Genomic DNA, 16290 nt, shown 5'->3' with positions numbered 1-16290 from the left:
CAAACGCCAGTACAAGTTATGCCTGATGACCATAGCAAGTTGGTCCCACCCCTTCCCATCCCGAACAGGACCGTGAAACAACTTTGCGCCGATGATAGTGCTGCAACCAGTGTGAAAGTAGGTTATCGTCAGGCTTGTTATTCGCAGTAGAGAAAAACCCGTCAAGCAATTGGCGGGTTTTTTTTCGTCTGGTGGTTTTGTTGGGCGCTGTCGGCTGACGCGCGCGGTGACACAAATACGTGTTGCAGCTGTTCCAAATTGATACATGGGCGGCCGGATGCGGGGCGTATACGCATGGCATGGCATTTGCTCTTCTTGGATATTCACTAAAAAACCAAGGAGACAAGCATGACCTATTCCATTCGTACCCTGCTCGGCATGGCGGCCGCCGGCGCCGTTGCCCTCACTTCCCTGCTGACCTTGCCGCATGCCTATGCGCACGGCAATGTGACGCCGCAGGGCGTCGATACCACGGGCTTGCCGAAGGTGGGCGACAAATGGCTCGAACAAAACCCGTATCGAGGCAACAAGCTGGCCCTGACGGTAGGCACCTCGGCCTACAACCAGAATTGCGCTCGCTGCCACGGCATCGAAGCCATTTCGGGCGGCATCGCGCCGGACCTGCGCCAGCTCGACCGCGATTGCTTCGGTATCAAGAACGAGACAAAGAAACAGGCTTGCTACAAGGAGACGGACAATTACTACCTGACCACCATCCGTCACGGTAAAGTGCGCAATGGCGCCGTGTACATGCCGCCGTTCGAAGGCGTGTTCAACCAGGAAGCCATGTGGGCCATCAAGACCTATCTGGAAACGCGTCGCGAATCCAACTAAGCCAAACTGATCACGAAGGAGTCCCATGCGTTCATTTCAACTCCGGGGCGTGCGCGCGATGATCTCGCTCGCTTGCCTGGCGCTGTGCGCAGCCGCGCCGGCGCATGCCGACTGGCAGAAAGTGCAGCAGTCGGGCAGCCTGAAAGTGGCTGTGTACAACGAGTTCGCGCCGTTTTCCGACAAGGGCGTTGGCATCGATATCGATATTGCCGAAGCGCTGGCGAAAAAGCTGGGCTTGAAACTGAGCTTGCTGCCATTTCCCGCCGGCGAAAACCTGAACGACGATTTGCGCAATATGGTGTGGAAGGGGCATTACCTCGGCTATGGCCCTGCCGACGTGATGCTGCATGTGCCGGTCGACAAGAAGTTGATGGCGGATAACGACAAGGTCGAGATCTTCGCGCCGTACTACGTGGAAACCGTGCGCCTGGCGCGCAGCGCGCAAACCGTGCCGCAATTCGACGGCGTCGCCTCGCTGGCGGGCAAGCGTATCGGCGTGGAAAAGGTGTCGATCGCGGCCATGCTGATGTTGGGCGAAGACAATGGCAAGTACCGCGACGACGTGCGCATCTTCGATACGGCTGCGGAAGCCTTGCAACAATTGCAGGCGGGCAAGCTCGACGCCGTGCTGGCCAACCGTTCGGAAATCGAATCGGTGCTGAAAAGCGATCCCGCTTTCCCCTTGAGCGAAGTGGCGTTCGCCCGCTTGCCGCGTGCCGGCTGGGCCGTGGGCCTGGCCGTCAGCAAGCAACAGCTCGATGTGGCCAAGTTGCTGCAGGCAGCCATGAACGAGATGGCGGCCAGCGGCGAATTGAAAACCATTTTTGAGAAATATGGCGTGAAGGAAGCGCGGCCCTGAAGTAGCTTGCTGGAGTTTAAAAGCCCGCGTATCGGAAGATACACGGGCTTTGTTATTAGAACGAGTATTGCGCGCTGACACCCAGCAGCCAGTTACGTCCCGGCGCCGCTTCATAGTAACGCTTGTTGCTGTCGCCGACGATGACGGAACCCACGTAGGTCTTGTCGAAAAGATTGTTCAGGCGGGCAAATTCCTTGAAGCGCCAGTTCCCCACATTTTGTTTGGCGTTGAAGCGCGCATTGAACACCGTGTAGCCGGGCGCCGGTTTTTCGCTGTTGCTGTCTTCCGCGTAGACCTGGTTGCTGGCCACGCTTTCCAGCGCCGCACCAAAGCGGTCCAGCGTGTCTTTCCAGGCCAGTTCCGCGAACAGGTTGGCGCTGGGCACACCAGGCAAACGACTGCCTTCGCGCACGCTGCCAAACGCCTGGTCATACACGGCGTGCAAGCTGGTCAGCGCCACTTTCGCCGTGAAGCCATATGGCAAGTTCGAGTCCAGCGACACTTCCATGCCTTGGCGCAAGGTCTTGCCCGCATTACGGTAGCTGGTGCGTCCGCCGCTGGAACTGTCGACCACCAGCTCGTCGTTGGTCTTGATCTGGAACACGGCCGCGTTCACGTGCGTGTTGTTGGCGATCCTGGCCTTGATGCCCGCTTCCAGGTTGGTGCTGGTGGCCGGCTTCAGCTGGTAATTGAAGCCGCCACCCGTGCCCGAGTAAAACAGTTCGTTCAAGGTGGGCGCTTCGAAGCCGCGCGCGGCGCTGGCGTATACGTTGACGTCCGGCGTCAGTTTATACAGCAGACCCAGCACCGGTGTCGTGTGGCTGAACTCCAGGCTGCCGCTGTCGTTCCCATTGCTGAGATAGCGGTCGTTGACCGACACTTTCATCTTGCTGTAGCGCACACCTGCGCTGAGCAGCCATGCTCCGCTTTGCCATTCCGTCTGGATATACGGATCGAGGCTGGAGACGACGTCCTGCTCGTCGCGGCGCAGCTTGCCTTTCACGCCAAACGTGTTGCCGATGTAATTTTCATAGCCGGTGCGGTTATCGCTGGAGCGGCCATAGTCGATGCCAATAGTGGTGCTCAGCTTGCCGCCAGCCAGCTGGTTCACGTGCAGCCAATTGGTATCGATGCCATAGAACTCACGCTGGAAGTCGACCACGCCGCCCGAATGGCTGGCTGGCCCCTGGAAACCCTTGGTAAAAGCCTGGTACTGGATCACGTCGCGGTTGCCGCCGTATGCCGTCACATGCAGGCGGTCTTCGCCGAACGACTGTTCATAGGTGGCGCCGATTTGCTGGTGGTCGATGCTCTTGCGCGTGTTATAGCGCTCGGCCAGGGTGCGCTTCGGGTTTTGCGTGTCGCTCGCATCGGTTTCGCCGGCGCGCGGGTCGCGGGCAAACGTGGCCCAAGTGGCGCCCAGCGGATCTTGCGTGTTGCCCTGGTGCAGGCTGTTGGCAACGATGGTCAGCTTGCTGTCCACATTGGGCTTGACGGTGATCTTGCCGAACGCCTGTTCGCGCGTGGCGGCGCTGTGGTCGCGGAAACCGTCCGTGCGAAAGCGTGAACCGTCGAGCACGTAGCCGATGCCGCCGGCCTGTCCTTGCGCCGAGAGATCTACCTTGCTGGTGCCGAAACTGCCGCCCGTCACGTTCAGTTCGACGGATGGGGGATTTTGCCCATCCTTGGAAAACAGCTGGATCACGCCGCCCGAGTGGTTGCCGTAGATGGCAGAAAACGGTCCGCGCAGCACTTCGATGCGCTCGGCCGTATCGAGGTTGAAGGTGGCGGCCTGGCCTTGGCCATCGGGCATGCTGGCGGGAATGCCATCGCTGATCAGTTTGACGCCGCGCACGCCAAAGGCCGAGCGGGCGCCAAAGCCGCGCGACGAGATTTGTAAGTCTTGCGCGTAGTTCTGGCGGTTTTGCACGACCAAGCCCGGCACGGCGGCCAGCGCTTCCGACGCGTTCACGCGGATTTGCCCATCCTGGATGCGGGCGCTGTCGACGACGTCGATCGAGGCCGGTACTTCCTGGCTGGGGTGGGCAATGCGGCTGCCGCTGACGACCACCGTATCCATCAGTTGCCCGTTGGCCGGGGCAGCTGCCTCGGCGGCAAAGACGTGGGGGGCGAGGGTAGCGCTGCCGGCGACAAACAGGCTGGCGATGGTGTTCAGGCGGAAACGGTACTGCATGCGGATTCTCCAATGTGAATAAAAGCCTGCTTTGGTCGCGTGCGCGGCGCAGGTCTGCATCGTTGTATCAAGCAATATGCCTGCCATGTCTCCATTGGTGGGCTGAAATTATACGCGTGTCAGTGGCACGGCGTTTGCATACAGCAATGTTCAGATGCGCCGATGCCGCGCGCTTTTCCTTTGTTTTGCCATCGAAAGGTGATTATGCCCAACTTCTTCTCGCGCTTGCGCCAGGTGTGCTGGCTGCTGCCTGCGCTCGCCAGCAGCACCCTCCAGGCCGCTCCATTTGCTTATGTTCCCAATGAAAAATCGGGCACCTTGAGCGTGATCGACACGGCGACCGACCAGGTAGTGCGCCAGATTGCAGCCGGCAAGCGTCCGCGCGGCATCGCCGCCGACCCCACCGGGCGGCAATTGTTCGTCACGGATGCGGCCAGCAGCGCCTTGCTGCTGATCGATAACGCTGGCGGCACCCCCGTGCGCACGGTGGCGCTGGGCAAGTCGCCCGAAGGCGTCAGCGCCTCGCAAGATGGTAGTCACGTGGCCGTGGCCGTCGAGGAAAACAATAGCGTGGCCTTGCTCGATGGCCATACCGGTAGCTTGCTCGCCGATATCAAAGTGCACGGACGCAACCCGGAACATGCCGTCTTCAGCCCGGATGGGCGCTGGCTGCTGGTCAGCGCGGAAGAGGCTGAACAAATCGATGTCATCGATGTGGCGCAGCGCCGCCAGGTGGCGTCCATCGCTGTGGGACTGCGGCCGCGCGGCATCGGTTTCAGTCCAGACTCAGGCCGCGCCTATGTGGCGTGCGAACTGGTCAATGCCGTCTACGTGATCGACATGGCCGAGCGCAAGGCCATTGCCACCATTCCGGCAGGCAAGAATGCGAATGGCATCGTGGTCCATCCTAGCGGCAAGCAAGTGTATGTCTCGAACGGTATCGACGGCACGGTGATGGTGATCGACACGGCCAGCAACGAGGTGGCGGCCACCATTCCTGTCGGCAAGCGCCCGTGGAACATGGCCATCACGCCCGATGGCGCCAAGCTGTACGTGGCCAATGGCCGCTCGAGCAGCGTTTCCGTCATCGACACGGCCAGCGCGCGCAAGGTGGCCGATATTGTCGTGGGTGAATTGCCATGGGGCGTGGTGATTCGCTAGTCCCACAGGAACAGGTGTTCCAGTCTGGTACACCTGTTCCATTGTGCAGCGGCTCAAGCCCGGGCATGCGCTGAAAAGCGCACCGGTATTGACGCCGCGCCCTTGCAACAAGGGTAAAAGCGGCTAAGTTTGTAGTGGGATGGCGAGCTGGCACGGCATTTGCGGAAGACTGCGTGTACTCACCCCATCTGTACCAGGACGTTTGATTTTAATTACAGCAATTCCATTCTAATTAACCCGATAGAGGACGACATGAATCTCGCAGACATCAGCAAACTGGGCGTAGCCAATCCTTTCAAACAACGCTATGACAATTATATCGGCGGCAAATTCGTTGCCCCAGTAAAAGGTGAATACTTTCCTAACATCACGCCGATCACGGGCTTGCCATTTTGCGAAATCGCCCGTTCCACGGCGGAAGACGTCGAGCTGGCATTGGACGCCGCCCATGCCGCCAAGGATGCCTGGGGCAAGACGTCGCCTGCCGAGCGCGCCAATATCCTGAACCGCATCGCCGACCGCATCGAACAGAACCTGGGCCTGATCGCCACGGCCGAAACCATCGACAACGGCAAGCCCATCCGCGAAACGATGAACGCCGACATTCCGCTGGCCATCGACCATTTCCGTTATTTTGCCGGCTGCATCCGCGCGCAGGAAGGTTCCGTCGCGCAAATCGATGCGGAAACCTATGCTTATCACTACCACGAGCCGCTCGGCGTCGTGGGCCAGATCATCCCATGGAATTTCCCGATTCTGATGGCTGTGTGGAAACTGGCGCCAGCGTTGGCTGCCGGCAATTGCGTGGTCTTGAAACCGGCCGAGCAGACGCCGGCTTCCATCATGGTGTTGATCGAGCTGATCGACGACTTGCTGCCGCCGGGCGTGCTGAACATTATCAACGGTTTCGGCCTGGAAGCGGGCAAGCCGCTGGCGTCGAGCAAGCGCATCGCCAAAATCGCCTTCACGGGCGAAACGGGCACGGGCCGCCTAATCATGGGTTACGCCGCGCAGAACCTGATTCCCGTCACCCTGGAACTGGGCGGCAAGTCGCCGAACATCTTCTTTGAAGATGTGATGGATGCGGATGACGAGTATTTCGACAAGTGCCTGGAAGGTTTTGCCATGTTCGCGCTGAACCAGGGCGAGGTGTGCACCTGCCCATCGCGCGTGCTGATCCAGGAATCGATCTACGAGAAATTCATCGAACGCGCCCTGAAGCGCGTGGCGGCCATCAAGCAGGGCAATCCGCTCGATTCGTCCACCATGATCGGTGCGCAGGCGTCGCAGGAGCAGCTGGAGAAAATCCTGTCCTACCTCGACATCGGCCGTCAGGAAGGCGCCGAAGTGCTGGCCGGCGGCGAGCGCAACACGCAGGCGGGCGACCTGGAAGGCGGCTACTACGTGCGTCCGACCGTGTTCAAGGGCAACAACAAGATGCGCATCTTCCAGGAAGAAATCTTTGGACCGGTCGTGTCCGTGACCACCTTCAAGGATGAGGCCGATGCGCTGGCGATTGCCAACGATACCTTGTACGGCCTGGGGGCCGGCTTGTGGACGCGCGACGGTTCGCGCGCCTTCCGCATGGGACGCGCCATCCAGGCGGGCCGCGTGTGGACCAATTGCTACCACCTGTATCCAGCCCACGCCGCGTTCGGCGGCTACAAGCAATCGGGTATCGGCCGCGAAAACCACAAGATGATGCTCGATCACTACCAGCAAACGAAGAACTTGCTGGTGAGCTATAGCCCGAAAGCGCTGGGCTTCTTCTAAACCGGTATACGCGCCGCGCCTGTCAATCCAGGCGCGGCGCGCAGAAAGGGATGCCATGAGTGTAGCAATCGCCCGGGTGGTCGCCACCGATGCGGCGCTGGAAATGATGGACGAGTTGCGCCAGCGTCACGGCCCGCTGATGTTTTTCCAGTCGGGCGGTTGCTGCGACGGCAGTACGCCCATGTGCTACGCGCTGGGCGAGTTCGATGTCAGCGACACCGACATCTATCTCGGCAATTTGAATGGCACACCGTTCTACATGGGACTCGAGCAATTCGAGTACTGGGAGCATACCCAGTTGATTATCGATGTGGTCGATGGCAATGGCGGCATGTTTTCACTCGACAACGGCACGGGCAAGCGCTTTTTGACGCGTTCGCGCCTGTTCACCGATGAAGAGTGCGCCTTGTTACATGCCCAGTCGCATGAGCACCGCAAGACTTGATACACATACTAATAAAACAGAGGGAGATGATTGTGCAGAAAAAAATCATGGGGATACTCGTCGGTTTGAGTTTGGCATCGCTGGTCCAGGCGGCCGACGTGGGCAATGTCACCAATGCCATGCTCGACAACACGGCGAAGAATCCGGCCAGCGTCCTGTCGTTCGGCATGGGCACGCAGGGCCAGCGCTATTCGCCGTTGACGCAGATCAATGACAAGACGGTGGCCAAGCTGGTGCCGGCCTGGTCGTTCTCGTTTGGCGGCGAAAAACAGCGGGGCCAGGAATCGCAGCCGCTGATTCACAACGGCAAGATGTTCGTTACGGCATCGTATTCGCGCATCTTTGCCGTCGACTTGAAAACGGGCGCCAAACTGTGGAAGTATGAGCATCGCTTGCCGGACGGCATCATGCCATGCTGCGACGTGGTCAACCGTGGCGCCGCCCTGTATGGCAACCTGGTGATCTTCGGCACGCTCGACGCCTACCTGGTGGCGCTGGACCAGAACACGGGCAAGATCGTCTGGAAGGAAAAGGTCGACGATTATGCGGCCGGCTACTCGATGACGGCCGCGCCGCTGATCGCCGAAGGCTTGCTGCTGACGGGCGTGTCGGGCGGCGAATTCGGCATCGTGGGCCGGGTCGAAGCGCGCAACCCGATGACGGGCGACCTCGTGTGGAGCCGTCCGACGGTAGAGGGCCACATGGGCCACCGCTACGACAAGGATGGCAAGGCCATCGACAACGGTATTTCGGGAACGGTGAACAAGACCTGGCCCGGCGACCTGTGGAAAACGGGGGGCGCTTCGACGTGGATGGGTGGCACCTACGATCCGCAAACCAAGCTCGCCTACTTTGGCACGGGCAACCCGGCGCCATGGAACAGCCACTTGCGTCCCGGCGACAATCTGTACTCGTCGTCCACCGTGGCGCTGGACGTGAAAACGGGCCAGATCAAGTGGGCGTATCAAAATACGCCGAACGATGCCTGGGATTTCGACGGCGCCAACGAGTTCGTCACCTTCGACATGGATGGCAAGCGCTACGGCGGCAAGGCCGACCGCAACGGCTTCTTTTATGTGATCGACGCCAACACGGGCAAGCTGCAGAACGCCTTTCCGTTTGTGAAGAAAATCACCTGGGCCAGCAGCATCGACCTGAAGACGGGCCGGCCGAACTACATCGCCGCCGGCCGCCCTGGCGACCCGACCAAGGGCGAGGAAGGCAAGAAGGGTACGACTGTGTTTGCCGCGCCCGCTTTCCTCGGCGCAAAAAATCAGATGCCGATGGCGTACTCGCCGCAAACCAAGCTGTTCTATGTGCCGGCGAACGAATGGGGCATGGATATCTGGAATGAGCCGATCAGCTACAAGAAGGGCGGCGCTTTCCTCGGCGCCGGTTTCACCATCAAGCCCTTGTTTGACGACTACATTGGCGCCATGCGCGCCGTCGATCCGAAGACGGGCAAGATCGTGTGGGAAATCAAGAACAACGCGCCGCTGTGGGGCGGCGTGATGAGCACGGCCGGCAATCTGGTGTTCTATGGTACGCCGGAAGGTTTCCTGAAAGCCGTCGACGCGAAGACGGGCAAGGAGTTGTGGAAATTCCAGACGGGCTCCGGCGTCGTGGCGCCACCCGTCACCTGGCAGGATGGTGACACGCAATACGTGGCCGTCGTATCCGGCTGGGGTGGCGCGGTACCGCTGTGGGGCGGCGAAGTGGCGAAGAAGGTCAACTTCCTGGAACAGGGCGGTTCCGTGTGGGTCTTCAAGCTGGCATCGAAGTAACGGGGTGAAACATCCGGGCCACACGGATGGGTGTCTCCCTGTCCGCCGGGTGTTTTCTTTTTGCTGACGGCCCAGGCCGTCAGTTTTTTGTTTACCTGGATGGCCGATACGCATACTTGCGGTCAAAAAATGAACATTGTCAGTGGCGATTGATCCGCCGCTGCACACGTTCAAAACGCTTTTTCTCTTTTTCCCTCTGGGCCACGCTGGGCACGCTTATTGCCAAAGCTTGAGGTACATCAATCACTGGTGTGCACACTAAAAACAGACAAGAAAGAGGAGAAGAAATGAACACATGGATCAAGCTGAGGAGCCTCGGTGTCATGACAATCGCAGCGGTGGGACAGGCGCAAGCCGTCGATATCAAGGCTGGCGACTGGACCGTGTCGGTGGGCGGCATCGTCAACGCCTACTACACCCAAGTGTCGTGTTCGGGCGATGCGGTGGGCGGGCTGGCGCTGGGCGGCCAGGCGCTCGGTTGCGGCGGAGAAAAGGACCGCACCACGATCGGCAACGGCTTGCTGCCCAACGGCTTGATCACCTCGGCGAGCTCGCGGCTGGGCGAGTACGACGTGAAAGCCTTGATTGGTATCTACAACTCGACGGCCACGGACAGCGCCATCAGCCAGAACAGCGTGGTCGACGTACGCCAGGCCTTCTTTACGTTTGGCAATGAGCAGATGGGCACCTTCAAGCTGGGCCGCGACTACGGCATCTTCGGCGCGAACGCGATTCTGTCCGACATGACCTTGCTGGGCTCTGGCGCACCGGTGCAGGCGACGCAGCGGGGCCGGGTGACCTTGGGCCATATCGGCGCCGGCTACACCTATCTGGGCAATTATGGCCAGATCATGTACAGCTCGCCGAAGTCGAGCGGCGTTGGCGTCGACGTGGCGCTGGTCAGCCCCGTCTCCGATACGCCCATCGTGGCAGGCTCGACCTATTCTTCGAAGTCGAGCCCGCAAGTGCAGGCGCAGCTGACGTATGCGCAGGAAGGCTTGAAAGCGTGGCTGGGCGTGAAGTCGCAAAAATTCACGTCGAAAACGCCAGGTGTCGATGACCTGACCATGCGCGGCGTGGAAGTGGGCGGTTCGTACCAGATGGGCCCGGCTGGCGTGCTGGTCAACTTCCAGGGCGGCAAGGGATTGGGGATTCTTTCCGATGCGGACCAGGGCGATACCAAGTCGAAGAACTGGCTGCTGCAAGGCACGTATAAAACGACGGACAAGCTGAAGCTGGGCTTGTCCTACGGCATCAGCAAAAACGATGACAACACGGCCGGCACGGGTGGCTTGAAGTCGAACGCCAACCTGACCCTGGGCGCGTATTACTCGCTCAACAGCGCGATCACCCTGGTAGGCGAGCTGGGCCAGACGCGCTCGAAAGGCTTTGCCGGCGGCGAAGCGAAGATGAATGGCGTGTCCCTGGGCGGCATTATTTTCTTCTAACTCAACAACGCGGCGCCTTGCGACAGGGCGCCGCACGGAGCACCTTGCATGCGGATAATGCGCTTGTTCATAGCCTGCTGGCTATTCCTGTTTATCCTGGGACAGGCTTGGGCCGGTGTGCTGACCAAGTCCGAACTGGCACGGCGCTTTCCTGCTCCCATCGTCGTGGGCGACAAGGAGACCGATTTGCCCGTCTGGCCTTTGTTCCGTCAAAACGCGACGGCGACCGAACTGGTCGGCTACGTTTTTGAATCGGTGGATCTGGCGCCCATTCCAGGCTTTTCCGGCGTGCCCGTCAATTTGCTGATCGCCATCGATCCGAAAGGCAGTTTTCTCGACGTCGCCGTGCTGTCGCAGCACGAACCCGTGTTTCTCGACGGCCTCGGTGAAGCGCCGCTGTTTCAGTTCGTCAAGCAGTATCAGGGCTTGTCGCTGAAACAGAATATAGCCATCGATGCACGAACCAAGCGCGCGCCGGATGCGACCCACGCCGATATCGATGGCGTATCGAAGGCCACGGCTTCCGTGCGCATCATCAACCAGAGCGTGCTGGCCTCGGCCCTGAAAGTGTCGCGCAAAAAACTGGGTTTTGCGCAAGGCCGCGACCCGGACCAGATCGCCCGCATCCGCATGGAGGTATTCGAGAAACTCGGTGTGGCGCAGATGCTCGAGCGCGGATTGATCCAGCATGTGCGCTTGAGCAACAAGGACGTGGAAGCCTTGTTTGCGGGGAGTCCCGGAGCCGGACTCGAACCGGAAGCCACGCGCGATCCGGACGGCGTGTTCATCGACCTGTACCTGGCGTACGTCTCAGTTCCCACGGTGGGGCGCAACCTGTTGACGGAACGCAGCTGGAATAAATTGCGCAACCGGCTTGACGAGGGCGACCACGCCATTCTCATCATGTCGCGCGGGCGCTATAGCGTGCTGGGCGACGATTTCGTGCGCGGCACCGTGCCGGACCGCTTGTTGCTGAAACAGGATGGCTTGCCCATCGACATGCGCGACCTGGATCTGGAGTTGAGTTTGTCCGATGCGGGGCCATTGCCGATGGAAAATATCGTCGCATTGCGCATCATCAGCCAGGCGGGGCTCGATGTGGCCAGCCCGCTGGCGTTCACGTTGCCGATCACGCGCAGCAAGGGCATCGTGTATCCGGAGCGCATCGTGCGCAACATGGATTTCAATTATCGCCTGCCGGCCGAGTTCTCTACGGCGCCGCAAGGCGACGATGCCACGTGGCGCGGCACGTGGAAGAACCGCAAGGCTGAGTTGCTGCTATTGGTGGCCGGGCTGGCGCTGCTGGCCGGCGCCTTGACCTGGCAGAAACGCCTGGTGCGCGATGGCCGCCAATTTGCGTGGTTCCGCCGCCTGTTCCTGTTGTTTACGATAGGCTTCATCGGCTATTACGCGCAGGGGCAGTTATCGATCGTCAATATCACGGGCGTCATCCAGGCGCTGTTGGCGGGGCGCAGCCTGGGCTTTTTCCTGTTCGATCCGATGACGGTAGTCCTGTGGGCGTTCGTGTTGCTCAGCTTGCTGATCTGGGGACGGGGCACGTTTTGCGGCTGGCTGTGTCCGTTCGGTGCCTTGCAGGAATTCACAGGCAAGCTGGGCCAGTGGTTGCGCTTGCCGCAGTGGAAGATCAAGCCGCGCCTCGACGGGCGCTTGAAATGGATCAAGTATGGCTTGCTGGCGGCCATTCTGGGCAGCAGCCTGTTTTCCAGCCAGATCACGGACAAGCTGGTCGAACTGGAACCGTTCAAGACGGCCATCACCCTGAACTTCGTGCGCGCCTGGCCGTTTGTCGCGTATGCCGTGGGCTTGCTGCTGCTCAGCAGCGTTTCCTATAAATTCTTTTGCCGCTATCTGTGCCCGTTTGGTGCGGCGCTGGCGCTGCTGGGACGGTTTCGCTTGTTCAACTGGATTCCCCGCCGCAAGGAGTGCGGCACGCCGTGCCAGACTTGCCGCCACCGGTGCGAGCATCACGCCATCGCGCCGAGCGGGAAGGTCGATTACGGCGAATGTTTCCAGTGCATGGATTGCGTGGTGATTTATGCCAGCGATGAAAAATGCGCACCCTTGATGCTGGAAATCAAGCGTGCCCGCACCATTCCCATTGTCCATGCCGCGGCAGAGGAGAGCAGCAATGCAGCGTAGAACCTTTATTTCAGCAGCGATAGGCAGCGTGACCGGCATGGCGGGCTTGTCATTGCCTGGGAGCATGGCGCGCGGCACAGCCACGGCCTCCGGCGTGCGCCCTTATCAAGGCGCTGCGCTGGCGTTTGGCACGACGATCGCCGTCACCGTGTTGCACCACGATCAGCGCCAGGCCGAGCTGGCCATCGAGGATGCCTTGCATGCGGCCAGGAATATCGACCGCCTGATGAGCATTTACAGTCCCGCCAGCCAGGTCTTCCAGCTGAACCGTGACGGCCGCTTGGCCCGGCCGGACGCCCATTTGCTGGCCGTGCTGTCACAGGCGCAAACCTTGTCACAATGGAGCGATGGGGCGTTTGACATCACGGTGCAACCTTTATGGCAGCTGTTTCGTGCGGCGGCAGACCAGGCCAGCTTGCCTGCGCAAGCACTACGGCGCAAAGCGCAGGCACGGGTCGGCTGGCGGCACCTGGCGTGGGACAAACGCGAAGTGCGTTTCCTGCAGCCCGGCATGGCGCTGACCTTGAATGGCCTGGCGCAAGGCTACGCGGCGGACATGGCGCTGGCGGCCGTGCAGGCGCGCGGCATACGGCACGCGCTGCTGGACACGGGCGAATTCGTTGCGCGCGGGCAGCGCTCCGTGCGCCGTCCCTGGACCTTGGGCATCCAGGATCCGCGGGACGCAGAAATCCTGGCGGCCACCTTGAAAGTGGAAGGGCGCAGCGTGGCCACCTCGGGCGACTACGAGTACACGTTCACACCCGACTTCGTGCATCACCACATCTTCGACCCTTCGAAGGGCGATTCGCCGCGCGAACTGGCCAGCGTGACGGTGCTGGCGCCCACGGGCTTGCTGGCCGATGGTTTGTCGACGACCTTCTTGGTGACGGGCGCGGCGCGTGCGCATGCAATGGCCGCGCGGATGGACGGCGTCGACCTGATGACCATCGACAAACAGGGCCGGCGCCAGATGTCGCCCGGCTTTTCCCGTCTTCTCTAGGCTAGGTTATTTCAGATGCGGCACCTTGCGATAGATCGTGTTGCGCGACACGCCCAACGCCCGCGCCGTGGCCGAGACGTTGCCGCCGTGGGCATCGAGCGACTTGAGAATGACGCTCTGTTCCATCTCTTCCAGGTTGGCGCCGGCGGCGATCATGCGGTCCGTGCTGACGCTGGCGGCAGTCGCTTGCGTCATTTCAATATCATCGAGGAAATCATCGGGCATGTGGCGTAGACAGATTTCATGTTCGTGGCCTGCCATGACGATGGCCGTGCGCAACAGATTGGTCAGCTGGCGGAAGTTGCCCGGCCATTTATGCTGGTGGAACATGCGCAAGATGTCCGGCGCCACCGTGTAGCGCGTATCGGGCGCTTCCGTCGCGAGGATTTTTTTCACGACCGTGTCCAGGTCCGAGCGCTCGCGCAGCGGCGGCAGTTTTACCACCAGGCCATTCAGGCGGTAATACAGGTCTTCGCGGAACAATCCCTTGGCCATGCGTTCGCGCAAGTTGTGATTCGTGGCGCAAATGAGTTCCACATTGACAGTGATCGATTTGCTGCTGCCCAGCGGGGTGACCATGCGTTCCTGCAGCACGCGCAACAGGCGCGCCTGCAAACCAAACGGCATGTCGCCGATTTCATCGAGGAACAGGGTGCCTCCATTGGCTTGCAGGATCTTGCCGATGGCGCCCTTCTTGCGCGCGCCTGTAAACGCCCCGTCTTCATAGCCGAACAGTTCGGACTCGATCAGGGTTTCCGGGATCGATGCGCAGTTGACGGCGATAAACGGTCCCATGGCGCGCGGCGAATCGTTGTGGATGGCTTGCGCCAGCAATTCCTTGCCGGTCCCTGTTTCGCCCATGACGAGGATGGGGATGTCGCGGCCCAGTACCTTGTTGACCTTTTCGATCACCAATTCCAGTTGCGGATCGCCCGTGCGCAAGTAGCGCAAGCCAGACAGGCGCCGCGCCGCGTTGGCCGCATGGCTGGCCGGCGCGGGAACTTGGGCGGGGGCGGCGTTGATATCGCTATTGTCGATATTGGATGCAAAGCCATGTTGGAAGGCACTATTGGCTAATCGCAACTGCGCGCGCCCATATACGCGTACGCCACTGTGCATGCACAGGTTCAGCAAGCCGGGTGAGGCCGTGCGGTAATGGTCGTACAGGGCAGAAACGGGCAAGCCGAACAGGGAGCTGAAGGTGTGTGATTGCAGTGCGGCAAATGACAGACCCAGCTGGAACAAGCCATTCTTGTTGGCCGATAAGAACCGGCCGCCCGGGGTGAACGAGGCGATGCCTTCCATCAAGGTACCGATGAATTCGGGACGCGCGTGGAAGTGCACGGTGATGGCGTCTTCGAAGGTGGCGGAAAACAGCTGATTTTCGATCATCAGCGCCGACATGCGCACGAGGGCCATCGTATGCTTGTGGAAACTGCGCTGGTCGCTCGAGACGTCCAGCACGCCGATGACGTTGCCCCGGTGGTCGGTGATCGGTGCCGCAGAGCACGTGAGGAAATGATTGGCCGCCAGGTAATGCTGGTCCGCATGGACCAAAGTCGGTACTTTTTCCGTGATGGCCGTGCCGATGGCATTCGTGCCGCGGCTTTGTTCCGACCACGCCACGCCTGGTTGCAAAGCGACCCGGTTGGCTTTTTCCAGAAAATCATCGTCGCCCAGTGAATGCACGATGACGCCGTTGGCATCCGTCAAGATCACCATATTGTGGGTGTTGACGATTTGCTGGTACAGGGTTTCCATGGCAGGCAGCGCGTGCGTGTGCAGCAGGCGGTTTTGCTCGATCAGCAAGGACAGGTCGGATTTGCCGGCTGGCGTAAAGTCGGGCGTGGCCGTGGGCGACAGGCCAAAGGCGACTGAACGCTGATGGGACGTTTCAATGATGACGGGAACGTTGTCCTGTCCTGCCGGTGGTATGTTGGCGTCCGCGATGGACGAAAACGGTGCGCTACGGTAAGTAGCTGACGGTTGATACATGATCTCGTTGCCTCCGTTGGGCCCTGTACTGCGGCGCTCTTTTGAATATCGAGAGTGTTCCATAATGTAGCACCTGTCACAGATGGGAGCAAAGCAAAGCGAACCGGGCTATCCCCAGTGTTGCTGCCAGGCCCAGAGTTGCTCTCATCAGTGACAGTGCCTATGTCGGTATAAGCAAGTACGGTGCCAGGGCCGTTTCGCAGGGTGGAAAAATAGCCCTTGCAGGTCGCGCAGGCCAGGGCTATAATTCGCCCCCTCGCTGAACGACGCATGCAAATGCTGAATGAGACGAGAAAAAAGAAGGTTGACGAAATGCTGCAAACGCTTCATACTCTTCCTTCTTCGCAGCTGGCAAACACAACGCTTTGTCAATAGCGCGAAAGTAGCACCGAATACAGTTCTTTAACAATTAACAGTCGATAAGTGTGGGCATTTGATGTAAGTGCAGCAGTGATCTTCGGATTGCTGTAAAACTTAAAATATCAAATGTTCACAAGAAATAATGAAATAGGATACTTCTTCGGAAGTAGCCTGTCAGTTTTTTGAGTGAGCGACCCGTCGCAAGACGGTGCCGGTAAAACGGCAAAGTAACAGAGATTAAACTGAAGAGTTTGATCCTGGCTCAGATTGAACGCTG

The 16290-nt window shown here is 60.0% G+C and carries 11 protein-coding genes and 1 rRNA gene; 10 read left to right on the top strand and 2 right to left on the bottom strand.

What is annotated here, in order from left to right; all coding sequences use genetic code 11:
• Positions 1-21: 21 nt before the first annotated feature.
• From rrf to ASN89_RS23645, 3 genes are all read left to right on the top strand, one after another.
• Positions 22-134, top strand: a 5S ribosomal RNA gene (gene rrf, locus ASN89_RS23655).
• A gap of 214 nt (positions 135-348) precedes the next feature.
• Positions 349-834, top strand: coding sequence for a cytochrome c-550 PedF (gene pedF, locus ASN89_RS23650; protein WP_034756828.1), 486 nt, complete (start codon positions 349-351; stop codon positions 832-834).
• A gap of 25 nt (positions 835-859) precedes the next feature.
• Positions 860-1693: a substrate-binding periplasmic protein gene (locus ASN89_RS23645; RefSeq protein WP_052755540.1), complete on the top strand. Its 834-nt coding sequence runs from the start codon at positions 860-862 to the stop codon at positions 1691-1693.
• A gap of 55 nt (positions 1694-1748) precedes the next feature.
• Here ASN89_RS23645 and ASN89_RS23640 read toward each other — a convergent pair whose 3' ends face one another.
• Positions 1749-3887 carry a TonB-dependent receptor family protein gene (locus ASN89_RS23640; protein WP_058050981.1) on the bottom strand — a complete coding sequence of 713 codons (2139 nt, stop codon included), beginning with the start codon at positions 3885-3887 and terminating at the stop codon, positions 1749-1751.
• Between the two features lie 204 nt (positions 3888-4091).
• Here ASN89_RS23640 and ASN89_RS23635 point away from each other — a divergent pair, with 204 nt between their 5' ends.
• From ASN89_RS23635 to ASN89_RS23605, 7 genes are all read left to right on the top strand, one after another.
• Positions 4092-5048, top strand: a complete 957-nt coding sequence (locus ASN89_RS23635) for a beta-propeller fold lactonase family protein (protein WP_082654725.1) — start codon at positions 4092-4094, stop codon at positions 5046-5048.
• Between the two features lie 252 nt (positions 5049-5300).
• Positions 5301-6821, top strand: a complete 1521-nt coding sequence (adh, locus tag ASN89_RS23630) for an aldehyde dehydrogenase (RefSeq protein WP_058050980.1) — start codon at positions 5301-5303, stop codon at positions 6819-6821.
• A 55-nt stretch (positions 6822-6876) separates the two neighbouring features.
• A complete protein-coding gene (locus tag ASN89_RS23625) occupies positions 6877-7266 on the top strand; it encodes a DUF779 domain-containing protein (protein ID WP_058050979.1) in 390 nt (129 codons plus the stop codon).
• Positions 7267-7313: 47 nt separating this feature from the next.
• Positions 7314-9050 carry a PQQ-dependent methanol/ethanol family dehydrogenase gene (locus tag ASN89_RS23620; protein ID WP_082127576.1) on the top strand — a complete coding sequence of 579 codons (1737 nt, stop codon included), beginning with the start codon at positions 7314-7316 and terminating at the stop codon, positions 9048-9050.
• Between the two features lie 323 nt (positions 9051-9373).
• Complete coding sequence (locus tag ASN89_RS23615) at positions 9374-10498, top strand: porin (protein WP_235502051.1); 1125 nt, start codon at positions 9374-9376, stop codon at positions 10496-10498.
• Between the two features lie 57 nt (positions 10499-10555).
• Positions 10556-12658, top strand: a complete 2103-nt coding sequence (locus ASN89_RS23610; RefSeq protein ID WP_235502050.1) for a 4Fe-4S binding protein — start codon at positions 10556-10558, stop codon at positions 12656-12658.
• Positions 12648-13658: an FAD:protein FMN transferase gene (locus tag ASN89_RS23605; protein ID WP_058050976.1), complete on the top strand. Its 1011-nt coding sequence runs from the start codon at positions 12648-12650 to the stop codon at positions 13656-13658. The genes ASN89_RS23610 and ASN89_RS23605 overlap by 11 nt, the downstream gene beginning before the upstream one ends.
• A gap of 6 nt (positions 13659-13664) precedes the next feature.
• Here the strand turns inward: ASN89_RS23605 and ASN89_RS23600 are convergent, their stop codons facing one another.
• Positions 13665-15653 (bottom strand): sigma-54-dependent Fis family transcriptional regulator, encoded by a 1989-nt coding sequence (locus ASN89_RS23600; RefSeq protein WP_235432849.1) that lies wholly within the window; start codon positions 15651-15653, stop codon positions 13665-13667.
• Between the last annotated feature and the right edge of the window lie 637 nt (positions 15654-16290).

This window comes from Janthinobacterium sp. Ant5-2-1 (assembly GCF_001445815.1).
GTDB classification, from domain to species: Bacteria; Pseudomonadota; Gammaproteobacteria; order Burkholderiales; family Burkholderiaceae_D; genus Janthinobacterium; species Janthinobacterium lividum_E.
Note: the sequence above shows the minus strand (reverse complement) of the source record. Positions and strands in the feature narration are given on the sequence as shown.